Consider the following 22,182-nt stretch of genomic DNA (forward strand, 5'->3'; position numbering starts at 1 on the left):
TCCGGCGCCCCTCCACGAACCCGGCATCCACACGCCGGCAGTCGCCCGCCCACAGCCTCACCTGAGGAGACTTGAAAATGTCGTCACAGCTGAGCGGTGTCCTCACCGCACTCGCCTCACCGTTCGCGTCGGACGGGGAACTCGACGAGAAGACACTGCGCCGCCTGGTCGACCGCAGCATCGACGGCGGGGTCGACGGTGTCGTCGCCTGTGGATCCACGGGTGAGTTCGCGGCGATGAGCGCTGCGGAACGGCGCCAGGTGGTCGAGACCGTCGTCGACCAGGTGGCTGGACGCGTGCCGGTCATCGCCCAGACCGGTGCGGTGAGCACCAGGGAAGCGATCGAACTCTCCCGCCATGCCGAGGCCGCCGGCGCCTCGATCCTGATGGTGGTCGCCCCCTACTACGAGCCACTGACGCTCGACGAGACGCTGCACTACCTGCGCACCGTCGCCGACGCCGTGAACATCCCGATCATGCTCTACAACCTGCCGGGGGCGACCGGCGTCAACCTTTCGCCGGAGACCGTCGGACAGCTCGCCCGCGAGGTCGAGAACATCCAGTACATCAAGGACACCAGCGCCGACATGGCCCAGGCCGGGCAGCTGATCCACCGCTACGGCGACGTCATCTCCACCTTCATCGGCTGGGACAGCCTCCTGCTGCAGGCGATCTCCGAGGGCGCCGCCGGTGTCATGGCCGGGACCGCGAACGTGATGCCGGCCGAACTCGTCTCGATCCACCGGGCGCTGCGCGACAGCGACCTCGCCCGCGCGCAGGCCGAATGGGCACGGATCTACCCGCTGATGGACGCGATCATGTCCGCCCCGTTCATCCCGGCGGTCAAGGCCGCCCTGAACGCGGTCGGACTCCCCGTCGGAGCGCCCCGCGAGCCGCTGCTCGGCCTCGACGACGCCAGCGCCGCCAGGATCTCCTCCCTGATCGAGACGATGCCGCAGCTCTCGACGGCACGCTGAGGAAGGGCCGCAGTCATGAGATTCCTCGACGAGCACGACGTCCGTTCCGTGTTCGGCATCGACACCGCGATCGCCTCGCAACGGGCGGCGTTCCTCGCTCTCGCGCGGGGAGAGGCGTGGCAGCCGGAGAAGATCCTGGGCGGTTACGCCGACGATCCCGACAGTGTCTTCTGCTACGCCTCCCGCCTCGACCCGGCGAGCGGCCCGGTCTGCAAGTTCGGGAGCATCAATCCCGGGAACGCGGCAACCGGCCTGCCCACCATCCATGCGGTGGTCGCCGTGCTCGACCCCCGCACCGGCGTCCCGCTGGCCTTCATGGACGGTACGGCGATCACCACGCTTCGCACCTCCGCCGCGAGCGCGGTCGCGGTCGAGGCGCTGGCCAGGAAGGACGCGGCCCGCCTCCTCGTACTGGGGTCCGGTGTACAGGGGCAGGCGCACGTCGCCGCTCTGCAGCGCGACAAGGGCTATGCCTGGACCGGGATGTGGTCACCGCCCGGGTCCCCGCTCGACGCCGCCGTCGGACGTCTGCGCGAGCAGGGATTCGACGTCGAACCGGTGCGGTCCCTGAGCGACGCGATCTCCGAGGCGGACGTCATCGTCTGCGCCACGCTGGCCACCGAGCCGCTGTTCACCGCGCGTCAGCTCCGACCCGGTACCACGGTCGTCGCGGTCGGTTCCTTCGACCGGCACCGTTGCGAGATCGGTCCCGACGTCCTGCGCGCCAGTCGCCACGTCGTCGTCGATCACGAACCGACGGCGCGAGAGAACTGCGGTCCGCTCGTCGCCGACCGGGCGCAGAGCGACTCGGCGGAGCTGGAGGTCCTCGAACTCGGCCATGTGCTGACCGGTGCCGTGACCGGCCGCAGCGGCGACGGCGACATCGTGACGTATCTCAGCGCCGGCCTCGGCGTGCAGGACGCGGCAGCGGCCTGGAGCGTCTACCAGCAGGCCGAACTGCACGGCGTCGGCCGGAGCGTCGGCTGACCGGCCCCCGCACCACCCGACCTCGGCCCACCCCCGCTCGACCACACTCAAGGAGTCACCGACCATGACCACCACCACCGGCCCCACCGCCACGGTTCGACGCGCCGCGGACGCGCCGCCCCTGATCACCGAGGCGGACCTGCCCCCGGCCCGCCATTTCATCGACGGGAAGTTCGTCGACGGATCGACGCAGCACGCGATCGACGTGGTCGACCCGAGCACGGAGAGCGTCATCGCGCGCATTCCCGAGGGAACCCCCGAGGACATCGACAGCGCGGTCGCCGCCGCGGTCGCGGCCAAGGAGCAGTGGGCGCGGCGGGTCCCCAAGGACCGCTCGGAGGTGCTGCACGCCGTCGCCGACCGGCTGGCCGAGCACACGGACCTCCTCGTCCGGCTGGAGTCGGCGAACACCGGAAAGCCGCTCGCGGTGTCCCGGGACGACGTGGCCATGACGATCGACACCTTCCGTTTCATGGCCGGCGCGGTGCGCGCGACCACCTCGATGGCGGCCGGTGACTACGCCGAGGACCATCTCTCGGTTATCCTGCGCGAGCCGCTCGGGGTGATCGGCGTGATCACCCCGTGGAACTACCCGCTGCTCATGGCGGCCTGGAAGATCGCGCCGATTCTCGCCGCCGGCAACACGCTGGTCATCAAGCCGTCCGAGCAGACCCCGCTGACGACCCTGAAGTTCGCCGAAATCGTCGCCGATCTCTTGCCGCCCGGCGTGGTGAACGTCGTCAACGGCTACGGCGCGGTCGCCGGGGCCCGCCTCGCCGAGCACCCGGACGTGGACATGATCACCCTGACCGGTTCGGTCGCCAGCGGTCGGGCCGTCGCCCGGGCCGCCGCCGACACCCTCAAGCGGGTGCACCTCGAACTGGGCGGCAAGGCCCCCGTCGTGGTCTTCGAGGACGCCGACCTGGCGGCCACCGCGTCGTCACTGCGCACCGGCAGCTTCTGGAACTCGGGCCAGGAGTGCGGGGCCGCCTGTCGCGTCCTTGTCCATGAGTCGATCGCCGAGCGGTTCGTCGAGCAGCTCGTCGGCGAGGTCCGGTCACTGGTCGTCGGTGACCCGACCTCCGGCGAGGACGTCGAGGTCGGCCCCATGGTCTCGAAGGCGCACTTCGAGCGGGTCACGGGCTATCTGGAGCGTGCGAAGGCCGAAGGCGTCCGGGTGGCGACCGGCGGCGGAGCCCTCGACGGACCCGGCTACTTCGTGGCTCCGACCGTGCTGGTCGACGTCCCCGAAGGCGCCGAGGTCGCCCGCGAGGAGATCTTCGGCCCGGTCGTCACAGTGGAGACCTTCAGCGACGAGGAGGAGGCGGTACGGCGCGCCAACGACGTCCCGCTCGGTCTGTCGGCGTCCGTGTGGACCGAGAGCGCCCGCCGCAGCCACGACATCGCCGCACGTCTCGACTTCGGAACCGTCTGGGTCAACTCCCATCTCGTGCTGGCCGGCGAAGTCCCCTGGGGCGGCTTCAAGGGCTCCGGCTACGGACGGGACCTGTCGATCTACGCCCTGGACGACTACTCGCGCACCAAGCATGTCATGCACAACCACGGGCGCTGATTCCGTACGCCCGTCCCCTCCCGGAGGTCTGCCGTGACCGTCAACGACCCCTTGATGAGCCCGTTCGTCCTGAAGAACCTGACGCTGCGCAACCGCATCGTCAGTACGTCCCATGAGCCGGCCTACAGCGAGGACGGCCTGCCCAAGGACCGCTACCGCGCCTACCACGTGGAGAAGGCCCGGGGCGGCGTCGGGCTGACCATGATCGGCGGCAGCGCCCTGGTCAGCAGGGACAGCGCCCCCGCCTTCGGAAACCTGCAGCTCTGGAAGGACGAGTCGGAGCCTTGGCTGCGCCGACTCGCCGACGAGGTCCACGAGCAGGGCGCGGCCGTGATGACGCAGCTCACGCATCTCGGTCACCGCACCAGCAACTACACCGACACCTGGCTCCCGGCGATCTCGGCGAGCAATGTCCGCGAGCCCGCCCACCGCGCGTTCGCCAAGGCGGCCGAGCAATGGGACCTCGACCGGGTGCTGCAGGACTTCGTCGACGTCGCACAACGCTGCCAGGCCGCCGGGCTCGACGGCATCGAGCTCATGACCTGGGGCCACTTCCTGGACTCGTTCTGGACACCCTTCTGGAACCACCGCGACGACGAGTACGGCGGCTCCTACGAGAACCGGATGCGCTACCCGCTCCAGGTCATCCGCGCTGTCCGCGAGGCGGTCGGCCCGGACTTCGTCATCGGCGCGCGCATGACCTTCGACGAAGAGCGCGAGGGCGGCCTCGAGACCCACGAGGCGCTGCGCATCGCCGAGGACATCACCGAAGCCGGCATCGACTTCATCAGTCTGATCAAGGGGTCGATCGGCACCGACGCCCACCTGGCCCGCACCATTCCACCGATGTCCACACCGGCCTCCCCCCACCTGGAGTTCGCCGGGCGGATCAAGCAGAAGCTCTCCGTCCCGGTCATGCACGCCGCCCGGATCAGCGATGTCGCCACCGCGCGGTACGCCGTCGCCGAGGGCCTGCTCGACCTGGTCGGCATGACCCGGGCGCTGATGGCCGACCCGGAACTGCCCAACAAGGTCCGCGACGGCCACACGGACCGGATCCGTCCGTGCGTCGGCGCCAACATGTGCATCGACGGCATCTACGCCTCCGGCGCGGCGTACTGCATGCACAACCCGTCCACCGGCCGCGAACTCGACGTACCCCAGCGCATCGACCGTTCGGGCACGCCGAAGCGCGTGGCGGTGGTCGGAGCCGGACCCGCCGGCCTGGAAGCGGCCCGGGTCCTCGCCGAGCGCGGTCACGACGTGCACCTCTTCGAAGCCGCCGACAGGGTGGGCGGACAGCTCCTGCTGGCCTCGAAGTCCCAGCGCCGCCGCGACCTGCGCGGAATCATCGACTGGCGCACCGAGGAACTCGCCCGCCTGGGCGTTCCGGTCTCGCTGAACACCTACGTCGACGGCCCGACGCTTCTTGAGCAGTCCTGGGACGTCGTGATCGTCGCGACCGGCGGCGCCCCGGGCACCCCTCATGTTCCGGGGGCCCGACTGGTTCACGACACCTGGGACGTCCTCTCGGGGGCCAAGCGGCTGCGGGGGCGTGTGATGGTCTACGACGACCACGGCGGCAACCAGGCACTGGACGCGGTGGAGGCCCTCCTCCAAGGAGGCGCCACCGTCGAGATCGTCACGCCTGAACGAACGCTCTCCCCCGACGTCGGCTCACTCACGGCGTCCTACTACTTCAGCGCGCTGGCGGAGAACGGTGTCACGGTCACCGTCCTGCGCCGACTGCACGGCGTCACCAAGACTCCGGAAGGCTTGCAAGCAGAACTCGGCGTGGACGGCTTCGACTTCCGTGAACACCGCACCTTCGATGCCGTCGTGGCCGAGATGGGCACCGATCCCGTCCAGGAGCTCTACGACGAACTGCTCGACTCCTCCACCAACCTGGGAGCCGTCGACCTGACGGACCTGCTGGCTCGGAAGCCCCAATCGCTGGTCCGCAACGAAGACGGCATGTTCCAGCTGTTCCGCATAGGGGACGCGGTGGCCAGCAGAAACGTCCACGCCGCGATGCTGGACGCGGCCCGCCTGTGCCGATCGATCTGAGAGCGCTGCTCGATCGAGCTGATCCAGCACGTCCGGACACCGAGGCCCTGTAGAGCAAGGGACTTGGTCAACCAGAAGCCACCCAGGACGCCCACGCACGCTGAAGCCAAACCCTCGCCCCGCTGTGTGGCCCAGCGAGAGACAGCAAAGGAAATCAGTCACCGTGTCTTTCAAGCGAATGATCCACGCAGTGGAGACCCACTCGGGCGAGCCGATGCGCGTCATCACCGGGGGAGTCCCGAACATCCCCGGTGGGTCTGTCTACGAGCAGATGAAGTGGCTTGAGCAGAATGACGACCGGCTCCGGTCGCTCATGCTGCGTGAGCCCCGTGGCTATCCGCCCCTGTGCTGCAACCTGATCGTTCCGCCCAAGCACCCGGACGCCGCGGCCGGCTACATCATCATGGAACAGGTCGAGTACCCCGTGATGAGTGGTGGCAACACCATCGCCGTCGCGACCGTCCTGCTCGAAACCGGCATGATCCCCATGCGGGAGCCCTTCACCGAGTTCAAGCTGGAGGCCCCGGCCGGCCTCATCGGCATCAGGGCCGAGTGCCGCGACGGCAAGGTCAGGCAAGTGACCTTCGAGAACGTCCCCGCCTTCGCCGCCCACCTCGACGCCCTGATCGACGTCCCCGAACTCGGCCGGGTGACCGTCGACGTCGGGTGGGGCGGCATGTTCTACGTGATCGCGGACGTGCGGCAGTTCCCCGGGCTGGAACTGGTCCCCGCCCACGGACGGGAGATCACCCGTGTCTCCTCCCTCATCCTCCGGGCCGCCCAGGATCAACTGCCCGTCGAGCACCCCGACTACCCGGGGATCGGAATCACCATCTCTCAGCTGTCCGGCCCCACCGACAATCCGGCCGCCGACATGAAGAACGCGGTGACGGTGGCGAGCGGCCCCGTGGACTTCTCCAACCCCGCGACGTGGACCGGCTCGGTCGACCGTTGCCCGTGCGGCACCGGTACGTGCGCGCGGATGGCCACCCTGCACGCCAAGGGCGCCCTCAAGCTCAATGAACCCTTCCGCCACGAGGGGGTCCTCGGCACTGTCTACACCGGCGAACTGATCCGGGAGGTTCAGGTCGGGCCCCACAGGGCGGTGGTCCCCACCATCGGCGGCCAGGCGTGGATCTCCGGTTACAGCACCCACGTACTCGACCCCGACGACCCGTTCGTCGACGGCTTCACCGTCGGGGACATCTGGGCCTGAGAGACGCGCGGAACGCCCCCATCGCTCAACGCACTCGACGGCCTTCGAGGTTCAAGCCGCGACGGCTGGACGCATTCCGTGTCGTGAGACGAGGGACCGTGCGGCCAAGGGCCGGGCAATCGCTGCCCGGCCCTTGGTCGTCGAATCAGAACTCATTGCCCCAGACGTACCGGGCGAGCATCTCCACCAGCACGATCTTCTTACGCTGCTCCTCGGCGTTCAGCAGCGGCCGGCTCGCCACGTCGGCGAAGCCGCGCGACGGTGACAGCGCCGCATCCTCGATGTCCTTGAACTCGTCGACGGCGTCGATACGAGCCATCACCGTGTCGATGTCCTCCAACTCGGGCACGGTCGCGTCCACCACGCCGAGGCACACGTCCCGGCCCTCCGGCAGCGCCCGTACCAGATCGAGTTCGGCCTCGGTGCCCTGGTAGAAGGGCAGAACCCAGCGATCCACGGGGACAGCCCCGTACAACCGTTCGGTCCGTGCCCGGTCCACGGCGGCGGGGGCCGTCCAGCCGGGGCAGAGGCCGATACGGACACCCTCGGGGCGCTCGTCGAGCCGTACCGCCAACGCCTCGACGGCGAGTGCGTCCGCGAACGACAGCGCGCCCGGGTCGGCCGGGTCGGAGGCCAACTGGCCCAGCAGGAGCGGGTTGTTGAGCTGGATGAGGCGTACGCCCTTGGAGACCAGCAACTCGATCTCCGCCTGGATGATCTCCGCGAGGGCCTCACCGAGTTCACGCGCGGAGGACAGGCCGAGGCCGGGCTGGAACGTGGTGGCGGCAAGGTACGCCGGGGAGGCCAGCGAAGCCTTCGGGGCGATCACCGTCAGGTCGGTGAGCCGTGCGGCCCAGTGGGCGAGCAGCGGGCCGTGAGCCTTCGGCAGGGACTCCGCCACCCAGCTGGTCAGGCCGTCGGCGTCGGTCTCGTCCGTGCGGCGGAAGCCCGACACCGCGTCGAGGACCGCGCTGCGGAAGTCCTCGCGGGGGAAGTCGCCGTCGGTGACGACGGTGGAGCGCAGCCTGCGCTGTTGCGCCACCGCCTCCTTGACCGCGGTGGCCTCGGCCTCGCGCAGGGCCTCCGGATCGTCGGCGGCGCGGGCGGCGAGGAGTTCGGCGGGGCGGACCAGGCTGCCGTGGTGGTCGATGCGGTAGTTGAACGTGTCCGCCATGACTCACACGTCCTTTCCTGCGGGCTTTCCCGCGACGCCCCAGGCGGCGAACTCCAGCTCGTAGCCGAGGGATTGGAGGACCTCGTCGGCGATTTGCTGATCCTCGTCGGCGGTGCCGCCGGCGATGCCGAGGCCGCCAATGATCTCGCCGTCCTTCTTGATGGTGACGCTGCCCTCGGTGGCCATGATCGGCAGGGCGGCGCCGGGCAGCTGGGAGAGCTGGGAGAAGAAGACGGGCTGGCTCTCCTGCCATTTCTTCAGCATCTTGCCGGGCCGCTGCATCACGGCCGCGGTGTACGCCTTGGCGCGGGCGATGTCGGGGGTGAGGGGTCGCGCCCCGTCGGCCCGGCGGATCGCGACGGGGAAGCCGCCGGCGTCCACCACGGCCACGCTCACCGCCTTGCCGACCGCCTGGGCCCGCTTGTGGGCGGCGGCGACGATCTCCTCGGCGGCGTCGAGAGTCAGGCTGCTCATGCTGCGGTGTCCTTCGGTTCGGTGAGGGTGCGGCGCAGACGGGCGACGGCCGCGTTGTACGGGACCGGTGTCTCCCAGTACATGGAGTGCGGGGCGCCCGGCACGATCTCCAGGTGCGAGCCGGGCAGCAGTTCGTGGGCGCGGGTGACGGTCTTCACGCTGAGCACGGCGTCCTTCTCGCCCGCGAGGAAGGCGACCTTGACGCCCGAGTCCTGGATGTCCGTCAGGGACGGACCGTTGGTGTCGAGGTTGCGCAGGTCCTGCATCCTGGCGACGTTGAAGGTGCCCATCTGCTGGAACAGGAAGGTGAGGTCGGGGCGCTCCCGCTGGAACGGCTTGGTCAGCAGGCGGTCGATGACGGGCAGCTTGACGGCCTCGGCGCGGTCGGCGGCGGCCAGCTCCTTCAGCTCCGTGTGGCTGATGCCGCCGAGGGAGTGGCCGAGGACGACGGAAGCGACTCGCTCGGGCCGGAGCAGCCCGGCGCGCAGCGCGGCGACGGAACCGATGGACTGGCCGACGAGCATGACGTCGGTCAGGTCCTCGGCGTCGAGTACGGCGACCACGTCACCGGGGAAGTCCTGGCCGTCGAACTCGGCCATGGACGAGTCCGACTTGCCGAAGCCGCGCAGGTCCACGGTGACGACGGTGAACTCCTCGCGCAGCGCGGCCACTTGTTGCCACCAGGCGGCGTGGTGGCCGCCGCTGCCGTGTACGAACAGGATCGCCGGGCCGCTGCCGTGGCGCTCGTAGTAGATGGAGGTGCCGTCGGAGTCGGCTGTGGGCATGGGGATGTACTCCTGAACTCCTGTACAGGCTCGGTCAGTTGGGGCGCTTGGCGTGGTACACGAGTTCGATCATGGTGTGGTCGGGGTCGTGGATGTAGCAGAACTTCGACTGGTTCTCGGGCCGCTGAATCGGCCGGGTGTGGCGGATGCCCAGCTCCTTGAGGTGCTCCAGGAAGTCGTCCCAGTCGTCGACCTCGACGGCGAAGTGATAGGGCGCCATGCGCTCCATCTCCTCGACCGGGGTGAAGTGGAGGTCGAAGTTGCCCCGGGTCATCAGCACCACGCGGGTGTTGGACTTGGGCATGATCCGCTTCATCCCGAAGACCTTCGTGTACCACTCGGCGGTCCGGTCCGGGTCGGTGGTGGGGAAGTTGACGTGGTGGATGTAGCGCGGTTCCTTGCTCATGCTCGATTCCCTTCGCTCTGTACGGGGTTGGACAGCACGCCGATGCCGCTGATCTCGACCTCCACGGTGTCACCGGGTTGGAGTTGGCACGTCGACTCGGCGCCCATCCACAGCACGTCGCCGGGGTGCATGGTGATGTGCCTGGTGATCTCGACGATGTAGTCGAAGGGGTCGAAGACCATGTCGCCGGTGGGGAACTCCACCTGGACCTCGCCGTTCACGCGGAGGGTCGTGGTCTGGGCGAGGGCGTCGACGTCGGTCTCGATCCACGGGCCCATCGGCTTGAAGGTGTCACTGTTCTTGCTGCGCCAGAAGGTGCGGTCCTGGTGCTGCCAGGTGCGGGCGCTGACGTCGTTGCCGATGGTCCAGCCGAAGACGGACTCGCGTGCCTCCTCGTGGGTGGCGTGGCGGAGGGTGCGGCCGATGACGGCGACGAGTTCCGGCTCGGCCTCGAAGCGACCCTCGACCTCGGCCGGCTTGACGATGGGCGAACCGTGCCCGGTCAGCGCGTTGTTGGCACGATATCCGACCTCGGGGCGGTGCGGAGTCGCGGCTCCGGCGTGCTCGATGTGCCGCGGGTAGTTGTAGCCGACCGCGTAGAAGACGGGTGGGACGACAGGTGGCAGCCAGCCGACTCCGGCGCGCGCCACCGTGGCGATGACGTCCGGGCTGCCGTCGATCGGGGAGCCCGACAGCAGTTCGATGTCCCCCTCCCCCACGCGAGCCCACATCGCCCGGCCTCGACACGAGACTCGGGTGTACTTCATGGCGCCAGCAGGTGGGAGACGCGCTTGGTGATCAGGTAGGCGTCCAGGGCTTCGGGCCCGCCCTCCCGGCCGTAACCGCTGTCCTTCACCCCGCCCGAGGGTGCTTCGTGAACCGAGCCGCCGCAGTGGTTGATCGACAGGATCCCGGCTTCCAGCCCGGCGGAGAGGCGCTCGGCGGTCGCCGCGGACCGTGTGAAGCCGTAGGCGGCCAGGCCGTACGGCAGTCCGTTCGCGGTCGAGAGCGCCTTGTCGAGGTCGGTAAAGGGGACGATCGGGGCGAGCGGTCCGAAGGGCTCCTCGTGCATCAGCTCCGCGTCCGCCGGTACGTCGGTGAGGACGGTCGGTGCGAAGAAGTACCCCGCGCGCTCCAGCCGTTCGCCGCCGGTGAGCACCTTGGCGCCGCGGGCGACGGCGTCGGCGGTCAGGCGCTCCATCGCCTTCAGGCGGCGCTCGTTGGCGAGCGGCCCCATGGTGGTGCCCTCGGTCAGACCGTCCCCGACGACGACCGCCTCGGCGGTCTTCACGAACTCGGCGGTGAAGTCCTCGATCAGGCTCTCGTGCACCAGGAAGCGGCTCGGCGAGGTGCACACCTGCCCTGCGTTGGCGAACTTGGCCTGCGCGGCCTTGCGGGCCGCCTGTGCGGGGTCGGCGTCGGCGCAGACGATCGCCGGGGCGTGTCCGCCCAGTTCCATCAGGGAGGGCTTCATGACCTTGCCGGCCTCGGCGGCGAGCAGCTTGCCGACCGGGACCGAGCCGGTGAAGGCGACGATGCGGGTGATGGGCGAGGCGATGAGGCGGGCGGAGACCTCGGCGGGCTCACCGAAGACGAGATTGAGTACCCCGGCCGGGAGTCCGGCGTCGGCGTAGCAGCGGACCAGGGCGGCGGCGGTGGCGGGGGTCTCCTCCGAGCCCTTGACGACGATCGAGCAGCCCGCCGACAGCGCCGAGGAGATCTTCCGGTTGGGGCCGCCCACCGGGAAGTTCCACGGCACGAACGCGGCGACGGGGCCGATGGGCTCCCGCCGGACTGTCAGGACCGTACCTGGAGCGGAGGGGATGATGCGGCCGTACGCACGGCGGGCGTCGTCGGCGTGCCAGCGCAGGGTGTCGGCGGTGCGGAGGGCTTCGCCGGTGCTCTCCTTCAGCGGCTTGCCCTGCTCCAGGGTCATCACGCGGCCGATCTCGGCGGCGCGCTCGCGGATCAGGTCGGCGGCGGCGTGCAGAATCGAGGTGCGCCGGGCGACGGGCGTCTCCCGCCAGACGCGAAAGCCCTCGGCGGCGGCGTCGAGCGCGCGGTCCAGGTCGGCGGTGGTCGCCAGCGGTACCGCTCCGATCACCTCCTCGGTGGCCGGGTTCACGATCGGGGCGGTGCTGCCGGTGCCGCCGTGGCACCACTCGCCCGCGATGTACATGCGGACGGCGGGGTAGCCGTGGTCGGTGGTCATGGGTGGGCGCCTCTCAGGCTGGCTCTCGGGCAAGTGGGGCGAGACGGATGTCCCCCGGCCGGGAGTCTGGGCAGGGGTGTTCAGGAGGCAGGGGCGTCCTGGTCCCGATTGGTGCGCAGGGCCCAGATGTGATGGGGCGGAGTCGTCTCGTGGACGCGTGTCTCATAGCTGTCGTCGACGCGGTCCATGTCGGCGGCGTACTCCACGCGGCCGCCGCACGGGGCGTGCAGGAAGCGGAAGACGTTGGAACCGATGGTGTGGCGGCCGAGCCGGCGTGCCTCCCGCCAGCCACGCTCGATCATGTAGTTGCCGCCCTCGACGACGTCGTCGAAGCCGGGGACCTCATAGGCGATGTGGTTGACGCCGGCCCGGTCGGGGCGGTGGCACAGCAGCATGGTGTGCTGGTCGTCGTCGCCGGGTGCCTGCAGGAAGACGCCCATGGGCTCGACGGCGTCGGTGGGCCGGAAGCCGAGGCGCTCGGTGTAGAAGGCGACGGCTTCCTCCTTGCCCGCCTTGGGAATGTTGAGGGCGACATGGCACATGCGCAGCGGGCGGACCCGGGTGATCGCTTCCAGGGCGGTGTTCCAGCGGTTCACGCTGCCCGGCGAGTTGGCCGGGCGGGGGGTGACGGGTGCGGGCTTGGGGCGGGCCAGGGTGAGGCCGACCCCGAAGCCGGTCTCGTCCACGGTGCGGTGCACCCCGTCGGCGCTCTCGCGGGCCCTGCCCACGGCGGTCACCAGCCGCGCCAGCTCCTCCTCGCTGTCCACGCCCCACACCACCTCGCGCAGCGTGGGGCCGTTCTCCACCGGCGGGGGGAGCAGCGGTCCCGGGCGGGTGTCGAGGTGGAGGGTCTGACCGGTCAGCGTCTCGAACACGGCGTGTTCGTCGGTCCGTTCGACCAGGAACAGTCCGAAGTCGTCGTAGAACCGGACGCATTCGTCGAGGTCGTCGACGCTGTAGGTGACCGATTCGATTCTCTGGATTCCCATGGATTCCTCGTTTCGCGGGTCGCCAGTGAGCCTAGGTTCAGGGAACGCAGGGGCTCAACGGCCCTGCTCTACGGGATGTGCAATCGTTTCTTGCGCAGTCGGCTATGGCTGGATCGCCGGGATGGGATTGAGGGAGAACCACTCGGTGAGGAATTCCAGGAAGACGCTGATCTTGCGCGGGGCGGCCTGTCCGGGTCCGTAGATGGCGTACAGCGGGCGGTCGGGTACGGCGAGTTCCGGGAGCAGGACCTGCAGCGCGCCGGAGACGAGGTCGTCGTAGGCCGGCCGCTGCGGGATCAGGGCGAGGCCGCGGCCGTGCACGGCCGCCTTCTGCAGGGCGAGGTAGGAGTTGGACGAGAACGCCACGTTGCGGATCTTGTGCAGGGTGGAGGCGTGGCCGTGGCCGATCCGCCACACCGGGTCGTTGACGTGCACGAGGCAGTCGTGGTGGGCGATGCCGTTCGGCGCGGTCAGCGGGCCGTTGCGGTCCAGGTACTCCTTGGACGCGCACAGCACGAACGGCAGTGAGGCGATCTTCTTGAGCCGGACGCTGGAGTCGCGCAGGTCCCGGGTGTGGAAGGCGATGTCGAAGCCGCTGTCGAGGAAATCGTAGGTACGGTCCGATATGCCGCCGAGTTCGAAGCGGACCTGGATTTTGGGGTGCGCCACGGAAAAGGCGGCGATGGCGTCCCCGAGGTCCAGGCTGCCTATCCATTTCGGGCAGATGATGCTGAGCGTTCCCTCGGGCCGGTCGTGGAGCTGGGCGATTCCGGCGTCCTCCGCCTCGATCTCCTGGAGGATCCGTGCGGCGAATTCGGCATATCGCTGGCCCGGTTCGGTGAGACTCACCGAACGGGCCGTGCGGTTGACGAGCCGGACGCCGATCTGGCGCTCCAGCTCCGCCACATGGCGGGAGACCAGGGAGCCCGAGGAACCCAGCTTCTTGGCGGCACCGCTGAAACTGCCGACCTGCGCGACGGTGACGAAGCTGTGCATGAGGAGAAGGCGGTCCATGGTTCCTCCTGGGCCATCAGCGGCAGACGACGCTGTCGCCGGCTGCGCGACGTGCTGGGAAGGGTGTGCCCGGCCGGAGCGGCCGACGGCGGCTCCTCGTTGCGGGCAGTTCAGACTAAGAGATCTCTCAGCTGAGTAAAGGGGGTCTGACCTCACAGTTTCATGTGATAGGAGGAGCCTTGCGGTGGGCGGCTCGGCGGGCCCGGCGGTGTTCGCGGCCCTCCGGGTCAGTGGCCGGGATCGCCGCGAGCAGCCTGCGCGTGTAGGGCTGCTGGGTGGTGCGGAAGAGCTGCTCGGTGTCCGCGCATTCGACGAGCCGGCCGTGTTGCAGAACGGCGATGCGCTGCGAGATGTGGCGCACCAGGCGCAGGTCGTGTGTGATGAACAGGAAGCTGACCCCGGTGGACTCCTGGAGGTCGGCCAGGAGGTTGACGATCTGGCTCTGGGTGGAGACGTCCAGCGCGCTGACCGCCTCGTCGCAGATCACCAGTCGGGGCCGGAGCGCGATGGCGCGGGCGATGGCCACCCGCTGTCGCTGGCCGCCGGACAGCTCCATGGGGTAGCGGGTGAGCAGGGCCGGATTGAGGCCGACCAGGCGGAAGGCCTCGGCGGCGGCCTCCTCCCGCTCCTTGCGCGAGCCCCGGCCGTGGCGGCGCAGCGGCCCGGTGATGGCGTCGCGGGCGATGTGGCGGGGGTTGAGCGAGGAGGCGGGGTCCTGGAAGACGGCCTGGACGTCCCGCCGGTACGACAGCGGGGTGGACCGTCCGAAGCCGGTGACCTCGCGGCCGTCGAAGGTGATCGTGCCGGAGGCGGGGTCGACGAGCCGCAGGACGGCACGGCCGATGGTCGACTTGCCGGAGCCCGACTCGCCGACCAGGCCCAGGGTTTCGCCGGGCCGGATGTCGAAGCTGACGTGGTCGACCACGTTCTTGGCGGTGTGCCGCCAGGAGGTGGCGCGGCCGGTGCGGTAGCCGACGCAGAGGTCACGGACCTGCAGCAGAGGGCTCGGGTCCGCCTCGGGGGCGGCGGGTTCGGTGCGGGGTGCGGTCGTCACGGCTTGGACACCTCCAGGACGAGCTGTTCGGCGCGGGTGCAGCGCACGTCTTCCTCAAGACGCACCGGCTGGTGCCGGCAGCCGTCCTCGGCGAAGGAGCAGCGGTCGGCGAAGTGACAGCCGACGGGCCAGGATCCGGCCGGCGGTACCTGGCCGGGGATCGTCGCCAGCCGTCCCCCGGTGACCTCGCCGGAGGGGCTGGAGGCCATCAGTGCGGCGGTGTACGGGTGGCGGGGCCGGTGGAGCACGTCGGAGACCTCGCTGACCTCCACGATCTGCCCGGCGTACATGACGGCGACGCGGTCGCAGGTCTCGGCCACCACTCCGAGGTCATGGGTGATCAGGACGATGGACATGTGGAACTCGTCGCGCAGTTCCAGGAGCAGGTCGAGGACCTGGCTCTGGGTGGTGACGTCTAGGGCGCTGGTGGCCTCATCGGCGATGAGCACCTTGGGCCCTGCCGCCAGCGCCATGGCGATGGCGACGCGCTGGGCCATGCCGCCGGAGAACTGGTGCGGGTAGTCGTCGAGGCGCCCCTCGGCGTCGCGCACCCCGACCCTGGTGAGCAGTTCGACGGCACGGGTGCGGGCCTGCTCCTTCGACATGCCGAAGTGCAGGCGCAGCGGCTCGCAGAGCTGGCGGCCCACGGTGTGCACCGGGGACAGGGCGGTCATGGGGTCCTGGAGGACTACGGAGATTCCGGAACCGCGGTACTTGCGCAGGTCCTTCTCGCCGAGCCTGGAGATCTCCTCGCCGCCCAGCCGTACCGATCCCTCGGTCAGATGGATGCCACGGGGCAGCAGGCCGAGGACGGAGCGGGACAGGATCGACTTGCCGGACCCCGACTCGCCCAGCAGGCCGAGAACCTCGCCGTCGCGCAGGGTGAGGGAGGCGTCCTTCACCAGCGGCACGGGCCCGTCCCGGCCGTCGAGGGCGACGGTGACGTTCCGGACGGCCAGCACGGCGTCGTCGTCTGCCGTGCCGTCGGCGGGCGGATCGCCGTCGGTGGCCGGGGCGGGCGCGGGCTTCAGGCTGCCGCGGAAGCGGCGACTCACCGAGGCACGGCCGACGCCCATGAGGGCATCGTTGATGCCGTCGCTGATCACGTTGAACGCGAGCACCGTCACCACGATGGCGACACCGGGCGGGAAGGCCAGGAACGGCTGTTCCGCCTGGTGCTCGGCGGCGAGGGAGAGCATCGCGCCCCAGGAGGCGGTGTCGGACTCCAGGCCGAGTCCCAGGAAGCTCAGGACGGACTCGATGACGACGGCATGGCCGAGGAAGCCCGCGGCCTGTACGGCGAGTGGCCCGGTGAGGTTCGGCAGGACGTGCCGGAACAGGATCTCCGGGGTGCGCAACCCAGCGACCTGGGCGGACTCCACGTACTGGCGTTCGCGTTCGGCGAGGGTCACCGCGCGGGTCAGCCGGGCGAAGCTCATACAGAAGATGAGGCCGACCGCGAGCATGAGGGACATCAGGCCGCGGCCCAGGATCGCGATGACGGCGAAGCCGACCATGATGCCGGGCAGCGCGTCCGACACGTCGAGGAGCCGGGAGCCCAGGCGGTCGGTCCATCCGCCGCGGTAGCCGAGCAGCAGTCCGATGGGCACGCCGATGACCATGGCGATGCCGACCGCGCCGGCCGAGACCAGCAGGGCGATGCGGGCGCCGTACAGCAGGCGGCTGAGGGTGTCGCGGCCGAGGTCGTCGGTGCCGAGCCAGTGCTCGCCGCCGGGACCGGCGAGGACAGCGTCGTAGTTGTGCGCGGTCGGGTCGTGCGGGGCGAGCAACGGGGCTGCCACGGCGATCAGGATCGCCAGGAGCAGCACACCGATGCCGATGACGGTCCCGGGCTGACGCAGCAGCCGATGCAGAAGACCGTGGCGGCTGCGCCTTCGCGGCTGTGCGGACTCGGTTGTGCCTGGTGCCGCTGTCTTTTCGGTCACGGTCATTGCGGACGAACCTTCGGGTCGAGCAGGCCATAGCCCACGTCCAGAACGAGATTGACGCCGATGACGAGGACGGCCACCACGAGGACGGCGCCCTGGACGACCGGGAAGTCCTTGCCGATCACGCTGTGCAGCAGCAGCTCGCCCAGGCCGGGGATGGCGAAGACCGTCTCCACGACGAAGCTCGCGCCGATCAGGATGCGCAGGGTGAGCCCGGTGGAGGCGAGCACGGGGATCATGGCGTTCTTCAGGGCGTAGCGCAGGACGATGCGGGTGCGCGGCACGCCCACCGCGGTGAGGCTGTCGATATACGGGGCTCTGAGGCACTTTGCCATGGCGCCGCGGGTCTGCCGGGCGACGATCGCGGCGGCGGGGGCGCCGAGCGCGACCGACGGCAGGATCATGCCGGTGAACCAGGCGGCGGGGTCCTCGGCGAGCGGCGTGTAGGCCACCACCGGGACCCAGCCCAGCTGGACGGCGAAGACCAGCGAGAGGATCAGGCCGAACCAGAACTCCGGGATGGCCAGCCCCAGGGAGGTCACACCGTTGATGACCCGGTCGACAGGGCCCGGTCGCAGCGCGGCGAGGACGCCGAGGAGGATGCCGAAGAGCGCGGCGAAGACCAGGCCGCCGCCGACCAGGGAGAGCGTCGCCGGCAGCCGCTCGGCGATCAGGTCGCTCACCGGCAGGCTGCTGGCGTAGGACACACCGAGGTCGCCGGTGAGCGCGGCGCCGAACCAGTCGGTGAGGCGCTGGAAGAACGGCTGGTCCAGGCCGAGCTGGGCCTCGACCGCGGCGAGGCCTTCCGGGGTGGCGCTCGCGCCGAGGATGGCCGCGGCGGGGCTGCCGGGCACCAGGTAGGTCAGGAAGAACACCAGCAGGGAGACCAGGGCCAACTGGGGCAGGGCCAGGGCGAGGCGGTAGGCGATGAGCTTTCCCATCATCGACTCCGCCCCGCGCGGGCCCCGCGCCCGTCGGCTGTACGGGCGTGGGTCATGTCAGGTCACTTCCCGGCCGGCCGCAGGGCCTTGTAATCGACGGCGTTGGTCTCCCAGGGCTGGGTGGAAGGCTTGACGTCGGTGACGGCCTTGGTGTTCCAGGCGATCAGCTCCTCGCCCGCCAGGTGGGCGCAGGTCAGCGCCTCGCCGGAAATGATCTTGGTGACGTTCTGCCAGAGCGCGTCGGCCTCGTGGGAGGCTCCCGCGGCGATGGCCGCGTCGGCGGCCTTCTTCAGCTCCTCGCTCTCCACGTGCGCGGGATTGCCCGGGGCCTCCTCGGCGAACCACGCCTGGTACCAGTCGTAGGGGGTCAGCTCGTCGTTGGAGCCGAGGCCCAGGGCGTAGCGCCCGCTGTTCCACTGCGAGAAGTACTGCGGCGGGGCAGCGGGCTGCACGGAGACCTTGATCCCGATCTTGCCGAGCTGCTCGGCGTACACCTGCATCTGCTTCTCGTTGAACGGGGCCGCGAGCATCTCGACCTCGATCTCGGGGTTCCCGGCCTCGGCCATCAGCTGCTCGGCCTTCTGAAGGTCGTGGGTGTAGCCCGTGACGTCCGGGTTGTGACCGGGTTCGCCCTCGCTGAAGTGCTGGCTGCGGACCTTGAAGTCCGGCTCCAGTTTGGCGATCTCCTCGGTGTTGAGGGCGTAGCAGGCCGCCTGACGGACCCTGACGTCCTCGAACACGCCGCCCTGCCCGCGGTCGAAGAACATCGGGTTGTTGCGGAGCGCGGGGTAGGCGAGGTGCTTCAGGCTCGGGTTGCTCTCAATACGGCTGAGCTGGCTTGCCTCGGTGTCGGTAAGGGAGATCTCGCCGGTGGCGAGCGCGCCGGTGGCCGCGTTGTCCTCGGGGATGGCATACAGCTCGACGGTCCGGAAGCCGACGCTGTCCTCGCCGTCCCAGTAGCCGTCGTAGTACGTGAACGACATCCGGGTGCCCTTGGTGGAGGACTTCGCGTCGTAGGCCCAGGGGCCGGTGCCCACGGGGGTCTGGGCGATGGTCCCGGCCTTGATCGCCTTCGGGCTGCCCATCGGGGCGCCGCGGGTGGAGAGCTGGGTGAGCAGCGACGGGGTCGGCTCGGAGAGGTTGATACGGACGGTGTGGTCGTCGACGACGTCGACCGACTCGATGACCTTGAGCGGACCGGCGTAGGCGGTCTTGCCGTCGCGGATCGACTCCAGGTTCACCTTGACGGCCTCGGCGTCGAACGGGGTGCCGTCGTGGAAGGTGACGCCCTGGCGCAGGGTGAGGGTCAGTGCCTCGTCCGTCTGCTCCCACTCGGTGGCGAGCACGGGCGTTATCTCGCCCCGTTCGTCGAGCGCCACGAGGTTCTCGTACGGGACGCGCATATAGCCGGCTTCCATCTCGGCGCCCGGCGCCCAGCTCTCCGGGAAACCTCCCCAGTTGACGGCCAGGGTGCCGGAGGTGGACTTGTCCGAGCCGGCGGCGTTGCCGGAGCATCCCGCGAGGACCATGACGGCCGCTACCGAGGCGATGGCGAAAGCTGTGGACCTGCTGCTGTTCTTGCTGCTTCTCATGGGCTGAGCGCCTCCTTGCGCCGAGCACTGCGGGGAAGATCGCGGATGGTACAGGGCCGGGACCGACGTGACTCGGGGACACCGCCGGTGCCGGCGGTGAGGGACCTCAGGACGGATCGGTGTCCTCGTCGGCGCCGACCCGCCCGTAGCCGCGGATGTCCGGGAACGGCGGTTCCCTGTCGGCCTGGAGGTCCACCTGGAAGGCGTTCAGGCACATGCCGAGCATGGTGAAGTTGCCGAGCGCGCCGATGGTGTCGACCAGGCCCTTGGGGCCGAAGTGGGTGAGCGCGCGGGCGAAGGTCTCGTCACAGACGAAGTGGTCCTCCAGGATCTCCCGGCAGAACTGGTAGAACGCCTGGTCCGCCTCGCTGGCGAAGACGGCCTCCCGGCGCTCGGCGATGGCCTTGACCGCGGCCTCCGGGATGCCGGCCTCGATCGCCTGGTGCACATGGGCGTTCCAGGAGTACTGCGCGTCCCAGTTCCGGGCGGCCATCAGCAGGCTCAGCTCGCGCAGATGCTTCGGCAGGGAGCAGTCGAAGCGGGCGAAGGCCCCGAGGGACTCGGCCCGTTCGCACATCTCCGGGCTGTGCAGCCAGACCCGGAACGGACCGCGGACGGCGCCGCGCCGGCCGGCGATCCGGGCGGCCAGCTCCTGCTGCCGCGGGTTCATTTCGTCTTGGCTGAGAACGGGGAGCCTCATGTGGCCGATACCTGCCTTTTCTTTCCGGCACGTTGCGGGCACGGAACGGATCGCCGTGCGACGCCAGCCGACCGTACAGCCGGGCCCGGGAAGCTCACCCTTCTCGGAACGCAAGGTAAACCTGCACGCCGGAGGGCAGCCATACGCGGGCGCGCGACCTATCGTCAGTCGGCGCATCACCGTGAAGTGGAGAGGAACTCCCGGATGACCACGATCATCAAGGTCGCATCGGTACCCCTGCTCGACCGCGGCGGAGCGGTCGTCACGACACCGCTGATCACCACACCGTCGGCCGGCGGGGAGAACCGGATCACCAGCGGGATGAGCGTGTACCCGGTCGGCTCGGGAGCGCCGCTTCACTCGCACAACTGCGATGAGCACGTGACGGTGCTGGAGGGCGAGGCGGAGGTGTGGGTCAACGGTGAGGTGACGAGGCTGGAGCGGTTCGACACCACGTACATCCCGTCGCCGATCCCCCATCTGTTCCGGAACTTCGGTGACGGTCCGCTGCGCATTCTGTGGGTGTACTCCTCGGGCCATGTGACCCGCACCTTCACCGAGACCGGCAAGACGGTGGAACACCTCTCGGCCGAGGACCAGATGGGCTGAGGCCCGCACGGCCGTTCCGTTACTGTGACCTGGTGCCGGTGGACGGCCCCGTCGCGGGTCTCGACGAGCCCGGCGAGCCGCAGCACTGAGCGGCCCGGCCGATGTCCCGCCGCGCCGCCCGGGTGTTCCAGGCGCACCACCCTCGCCTCTCGACCCTCGTGGGTGGATGCGCAGCCGCAGCCCGACGGCTACCTAGGGCGTGTTTCGAAAGTCCCGTCTGGCCCGCGACGCCTGGCACGGCGCCTCGCTGCGTTGTCGGGGTCGCCCGCGTACGCCCAGTACGCGGGCGACCCTCCGCCTTGCGATGCACCGCACCAGACGCCGCGGGCCTCGCCCTCCGGGCGGACGACGCTACTTTCGAAACACGCCCTAGCTGTTCTGCCCACGGAGGTTGGTGACAGCGATCACTGCCGTGTGATCTTGAAATGGGTGAGGGCCTTCTGGCCTGGTGTGGATTGCGACATCTGCACCAGCAACAGAAAGGCCCTCGTGCCCCACCGTAATGCACCCCTGACCGAGACCGGCCGCCTGCGCCTGGCCCGCTGCGTCGTAGACGACAACTGGAGCCTGCGACGGGCCGCAGAACGCTTCCAGGTCTCGCCGACCACGGCCCAGCGGTGGGTCGACCGTTACCGTCGGCTCGGCGAGGCCGGCATGGCCGACCGCTCCAGCCGTCCGCGCACCAGCCCGCGCCGCACCCCGACCCGCACCGAGCGCCGGATCATCAAGGTCCGCATCCTGCGCCGGTGGGGACCGGCCCGCATCGCGCACCTGCTGCACCTGGTGCCCTCAACGGTGCACCGCGTCCTGGCCCGCTACGGCCTGGCCCGCCTTGCCCACCTGGACCGGGCCACCGGCCGTGTCATACGCCGCTACGAACGCGACCGGCCCGGCGAACTGGTCCATGTCGACATCAAGAAGCTCGGCAACATCCCGACGGCGGCGGCCACAAAGTCCTCGGCCGCGCCGCAGGCCGCAAGAACCGCACGAACGCCGGCTACAGCTACCTGCACACCGCCGTCGACGACCACTCCCGCCTGGCCTACAGCGAGATCCACGCCGACGAGAAGAAGGAGACCGCCACCGCCTTCTGGACCCGCGCCCACGCCTTCTTCATCCAGGCCGGCATCACCGTGGAACGGGTACTGACCGACAACGGCTCCTGCTACCGCTCCCGCAACTGGCGCGACCTGCTGGCAGCGGCCGGGATCACCCACAAACGAACCCGGCCCTACCGGCCACAGACGAACGGCAAGGTCGAACGCTTCAACCGCACCCTGCTGGACGAGTGGGCCTACGCCCGCCCCTACCGGTCCGAGGCCGAACGACGGCAGGCGTTCGACGAGTGGCTGCACACCTACAATCACCACCGCGGACACACCGCGCTCAAGGGCCAACCACCCGCCAGCCGCGTCCCCAACCTCACAGGGCAATACACCTAGCGCCCCAGAGGTCAGGAGTGC

19 protein-coding genes and 1 pseudogene are annotated in these 22,182 nt (G+C 69.7%); 7 read left to right on the top strand and 13 right to left on the bottom strand.

Features of this window, described 5'->3' with window-relative positions:
- Positions 1 to 77: 77 nt before the first annotated feature.
- The 5 genes from dapA (at position 78) to HJD23_RS00395 (ending at position 6,820) form a co-directional block, all read left to right on the top strand.
- Entirely contained in the window at positions 78 to 977 is a 900-nt protein-coding gene (gene dapA, locus HJD23_RS00375; RefSeq protein WP_171109181.1) for a 4-hydroxy-tetrahydrodipicolinate synthase, read from the top strand.
- A gap of 15 nt (positions 978 to 992) precedes the next feature.
- On the top strand, positions 993 to 1,964 hold the full coding sequence (locus HJD23_RS00380) for an ornithine cyclodeaminase family protein (RefSeq protein ID WP_171109178.1): 972 nt from the start codon (positions 993 to 995) through the stop codon (positions 1,962 to 1,964).
- Positions 1,965 to 2,028: 64 nt separating this feature from the next.
- Entirely contained in the window at positions 2,029 to 3,537 is a 1,509-nt protein-coding gene (locus HJD23_RS00385; protein WP_171109176.1) for an aminobutyraldehyde dehydrogenase, read from the top strand.
- A gap of 33 nt (positions 3,538 to 3,570) precedes the next feature.
- The gene (locus HJD23_RS00390; RefSeq protein WP_240980572.1) at positions 3,571 to 5,604 is read left to right on the top strand and encodes an FAD-dependent oxidoreductase; all 2,034 of its coding nucleotides are present in this window, start codon (positions 3,571 to 3,573) and stop codon (positions 5,602 to 5,604) included.
- A gap of 163 nt (positions 5,605 to 5,767) precedes the next feature.
- The gene (locus HJD23_RS00395) at positions 5,768 to 6,820 is read left to right on the top strand and encodes a proline racemase family protein (protein ID WP_171109174.1); all 1,053 of its coding nucleotides are present in this window, start codon (positions 5,768 to 5,770) and stop codon (positions 6,818 to 6,820) included.
- Between the two features lie 145 nt (positions 6,821 to 6,965).
- On the opposite strand, the gene HJD23_RS00400 is transcribed toward HJD23_RS00395, so the two are convergent.
- From HJD23_RS00400 to HJD23_RS00460, 13 genes are all read right to left on the bottom strand, one after another.
- Positions 6,966 to 7,994 (bottom strand): methionine synthase II (cobalamin-independent)-like protein, encoded by a 1,029-nt coding sequence (locus HJD23_RS00400; protein ID WP_171109172.1) that lies wholly within the window; start codon positions 7,992 to 7,994, stop codon positions 6,966 to 6,968.
- Between the two features lie 3 nt (positions 7,995 to 7,997).
- Entirely contained in the window at positions 7,998 to 8,468 is a 471-nt protein-coding gene (locus HJD23_RS00405) for a heme-binding protein (RefSeq protein WP_171109170.1), read from the bottom strand.
- Complete coding sequence (locus HJD23_RS00410) at positions 8,465 to 9,253, bottom strand: alpha/beta hydrolase (protein WP_171109167.1); 789 nt, start codon at positions 9,251 to 9,253, stop codon at positions 8,465 to 8,467. The genes HJD23_RS00405 and HJD23_RS00410 overlap by 4 nt, the downstream gene beginning before the upstream one ends.
- A gap of 34 nt (positions 9,254 to 9,287) precedes the next feature.
- The gene (locus HJD23_RS00415) at positions 9,288 to 9,659 is read right to left on the bottom strand and encodes a VOC family protein (RefSeq protein ID WP_171109165.1); all 372 of its coding nucleotides are present in this window, start codon (positions 9,657 to 9,659) and stop codon (positions 9,288 to 9,290) included.
- On the bottom strand, positions 9,656 to 10,426 hold the full coding sequence (locus tag HJD23_RS00420) for a fumarylacetoacetate hydrolase family protein (RefSeq protein WP_171109163.1): 771 nt from the start codon (positions 10,424 to 10,426) through the stop codon (positions 9,656 to 9,658). The genes HJD23_RS00415 and HJD23_RS00420 overlap by 4 nt, the downstream gene beginning before the upstream one ends.
- A complete protein-coding gene (locus HJD23_RS00425) occupies positions 10,423 to 11,871 on the bottom strand; it encodes an NAD-dependent succinate-semialdehyde dehydrogenase (RefSeq protein ID WP_171109161.1) in 1,449 nt (482 codons plus the stop codon). The genes HJD23_RS00420 and HJD23_RS00425 overlap by 4 nt, the downstream gene beginning before the upstream one ends.
- 80 nt (positions 11,872 to 11,951) lie before the next feature.
- A complete protein-coding gene (locus HJD23_RS00430; RefSeq protein ID WP_171109159.1) occupies positions 11,952 to 12,860 on the bottom strand; it encodes a VOC family protein in 909 nt (302 codons plus the stop codon).
- A 102-nt stretch (positions 12,861 to 12,962) separates the two neighbouring features.
- Entirely contained in the window at positions 12,963 to 13,874 is a 912-nt protein-coding gene (locus HJD23_RS00435) for a LysR family transcriptional regulator (protein ID WP_171109157.1), read from the bottom strand.
- Positions 13,875 to 14,034: 160 nt separating this feature from the next.
- Positions 14,035 to 14,928: an ATP-binding cassette domain-containing protein gene (locus HJD23_RS00440; protein ID WP_197972943.1), complete on the bottom strand. Its 894-nt coding sequence runs from the start codon at positions 14,926 to 14,928 to the stop codon at positions 14,035 to 14,037.
- The gene (locus HJD23_RS00445) at positions 14,925 to 16,880 is read right to left on the bottom strand and encodes a dipeptide/oligopeptide/nickel ABC transporter permease/ATP-binding protein (RefSeq protein WP_171109155.1); all 1,956 of its coding nucleotides are present in this window, start codon (positions 16,878 to 16,880) and stop codon (positions 14,925 to 14,927) included. The genes HJD23_RS00440 and HJD23_RS00445 overlap by 4 nt, the downstream gene beginning before the upstream one ends.
- Positions 16,877 to 17,821: an ABC transporter permease gene (locus HJD23_RS00450; RefSeq protein ID WP_171109153.1), complete on the bottom strand. Its 945-nt coding sequence runs from the start codon at positions 17,819 to 17,821 to the stop codon at positions 16,877 to 16,879. Before HJD23_RS00450 ends, HJD23_RS00445 begins: the two co-directional genes overlap by 4 nt.
- A gap of 59 nt (positions 17,822 to 17,880) precedes the next feature.
- The gene (locus tag HJD23_RS00455) at positions 17,881 to 19,410 is read right to left on the bottom strand and encodes an ABC transporter substrate-binding protein (protein ID WP_171109151.1); all 1,530 of its coding nucleotides are present in this window, start codon (positions 19,408 to 19,410) and stop codon (positions 17,881 to 17,883) included.
- Positions 19,411 to 19,516: 106 nt separating this feature from the next.
- Positions 19,517 to 20,080, bottom strand: coding sequence for a carboxymuconolactone decarboxylase family protein (locus HJD23_RS00460; RefSeq protein ID WP_171109148.1), 564 nt, complete (start codon positions 20,078 to 20,080; stop codon positions 19,517 to 19,519).
- 234 nt (positions 20,081 to 20,314) lie between these two features.
- On the opposite strand from HJD23_RS00460, the gene HJD23_RS00465 reads away from it, so the two are divergent.
- Both HJD23_RS00465 and HJD23_RS00470 read left to right on the top strand, forming a co-directional pair.
- Entirely contained in the window at positions 20,315 to 20,719 is a 405-nt protein-coding gene (locus HJD23_RS00465) for a cupin domain-containing protein (RefSeq protein ID WP_171109147.1), read from the top strand.
- Between the two features lie 489 nt (positions 20,720 to 21,208).
- Positions 21,209 to 22,161, top strand: a pseudogene (locus HJD23_RS00470) (IS481 family transposase).
- Positions 22,162 to 22,182: the final 21 nt, after the last annotated feature.

Source organism: Streptomyces sp. Z423-1, from assembly GCF_013009255.1.
In the GTDB taxonomy this organism is placed as follows: Bacteria; Actinomycetota; Actinomycetes; order Streptomycetales; family Streptomycetaceae; genus Streptomyces; species Streptomyces gossypiisoli.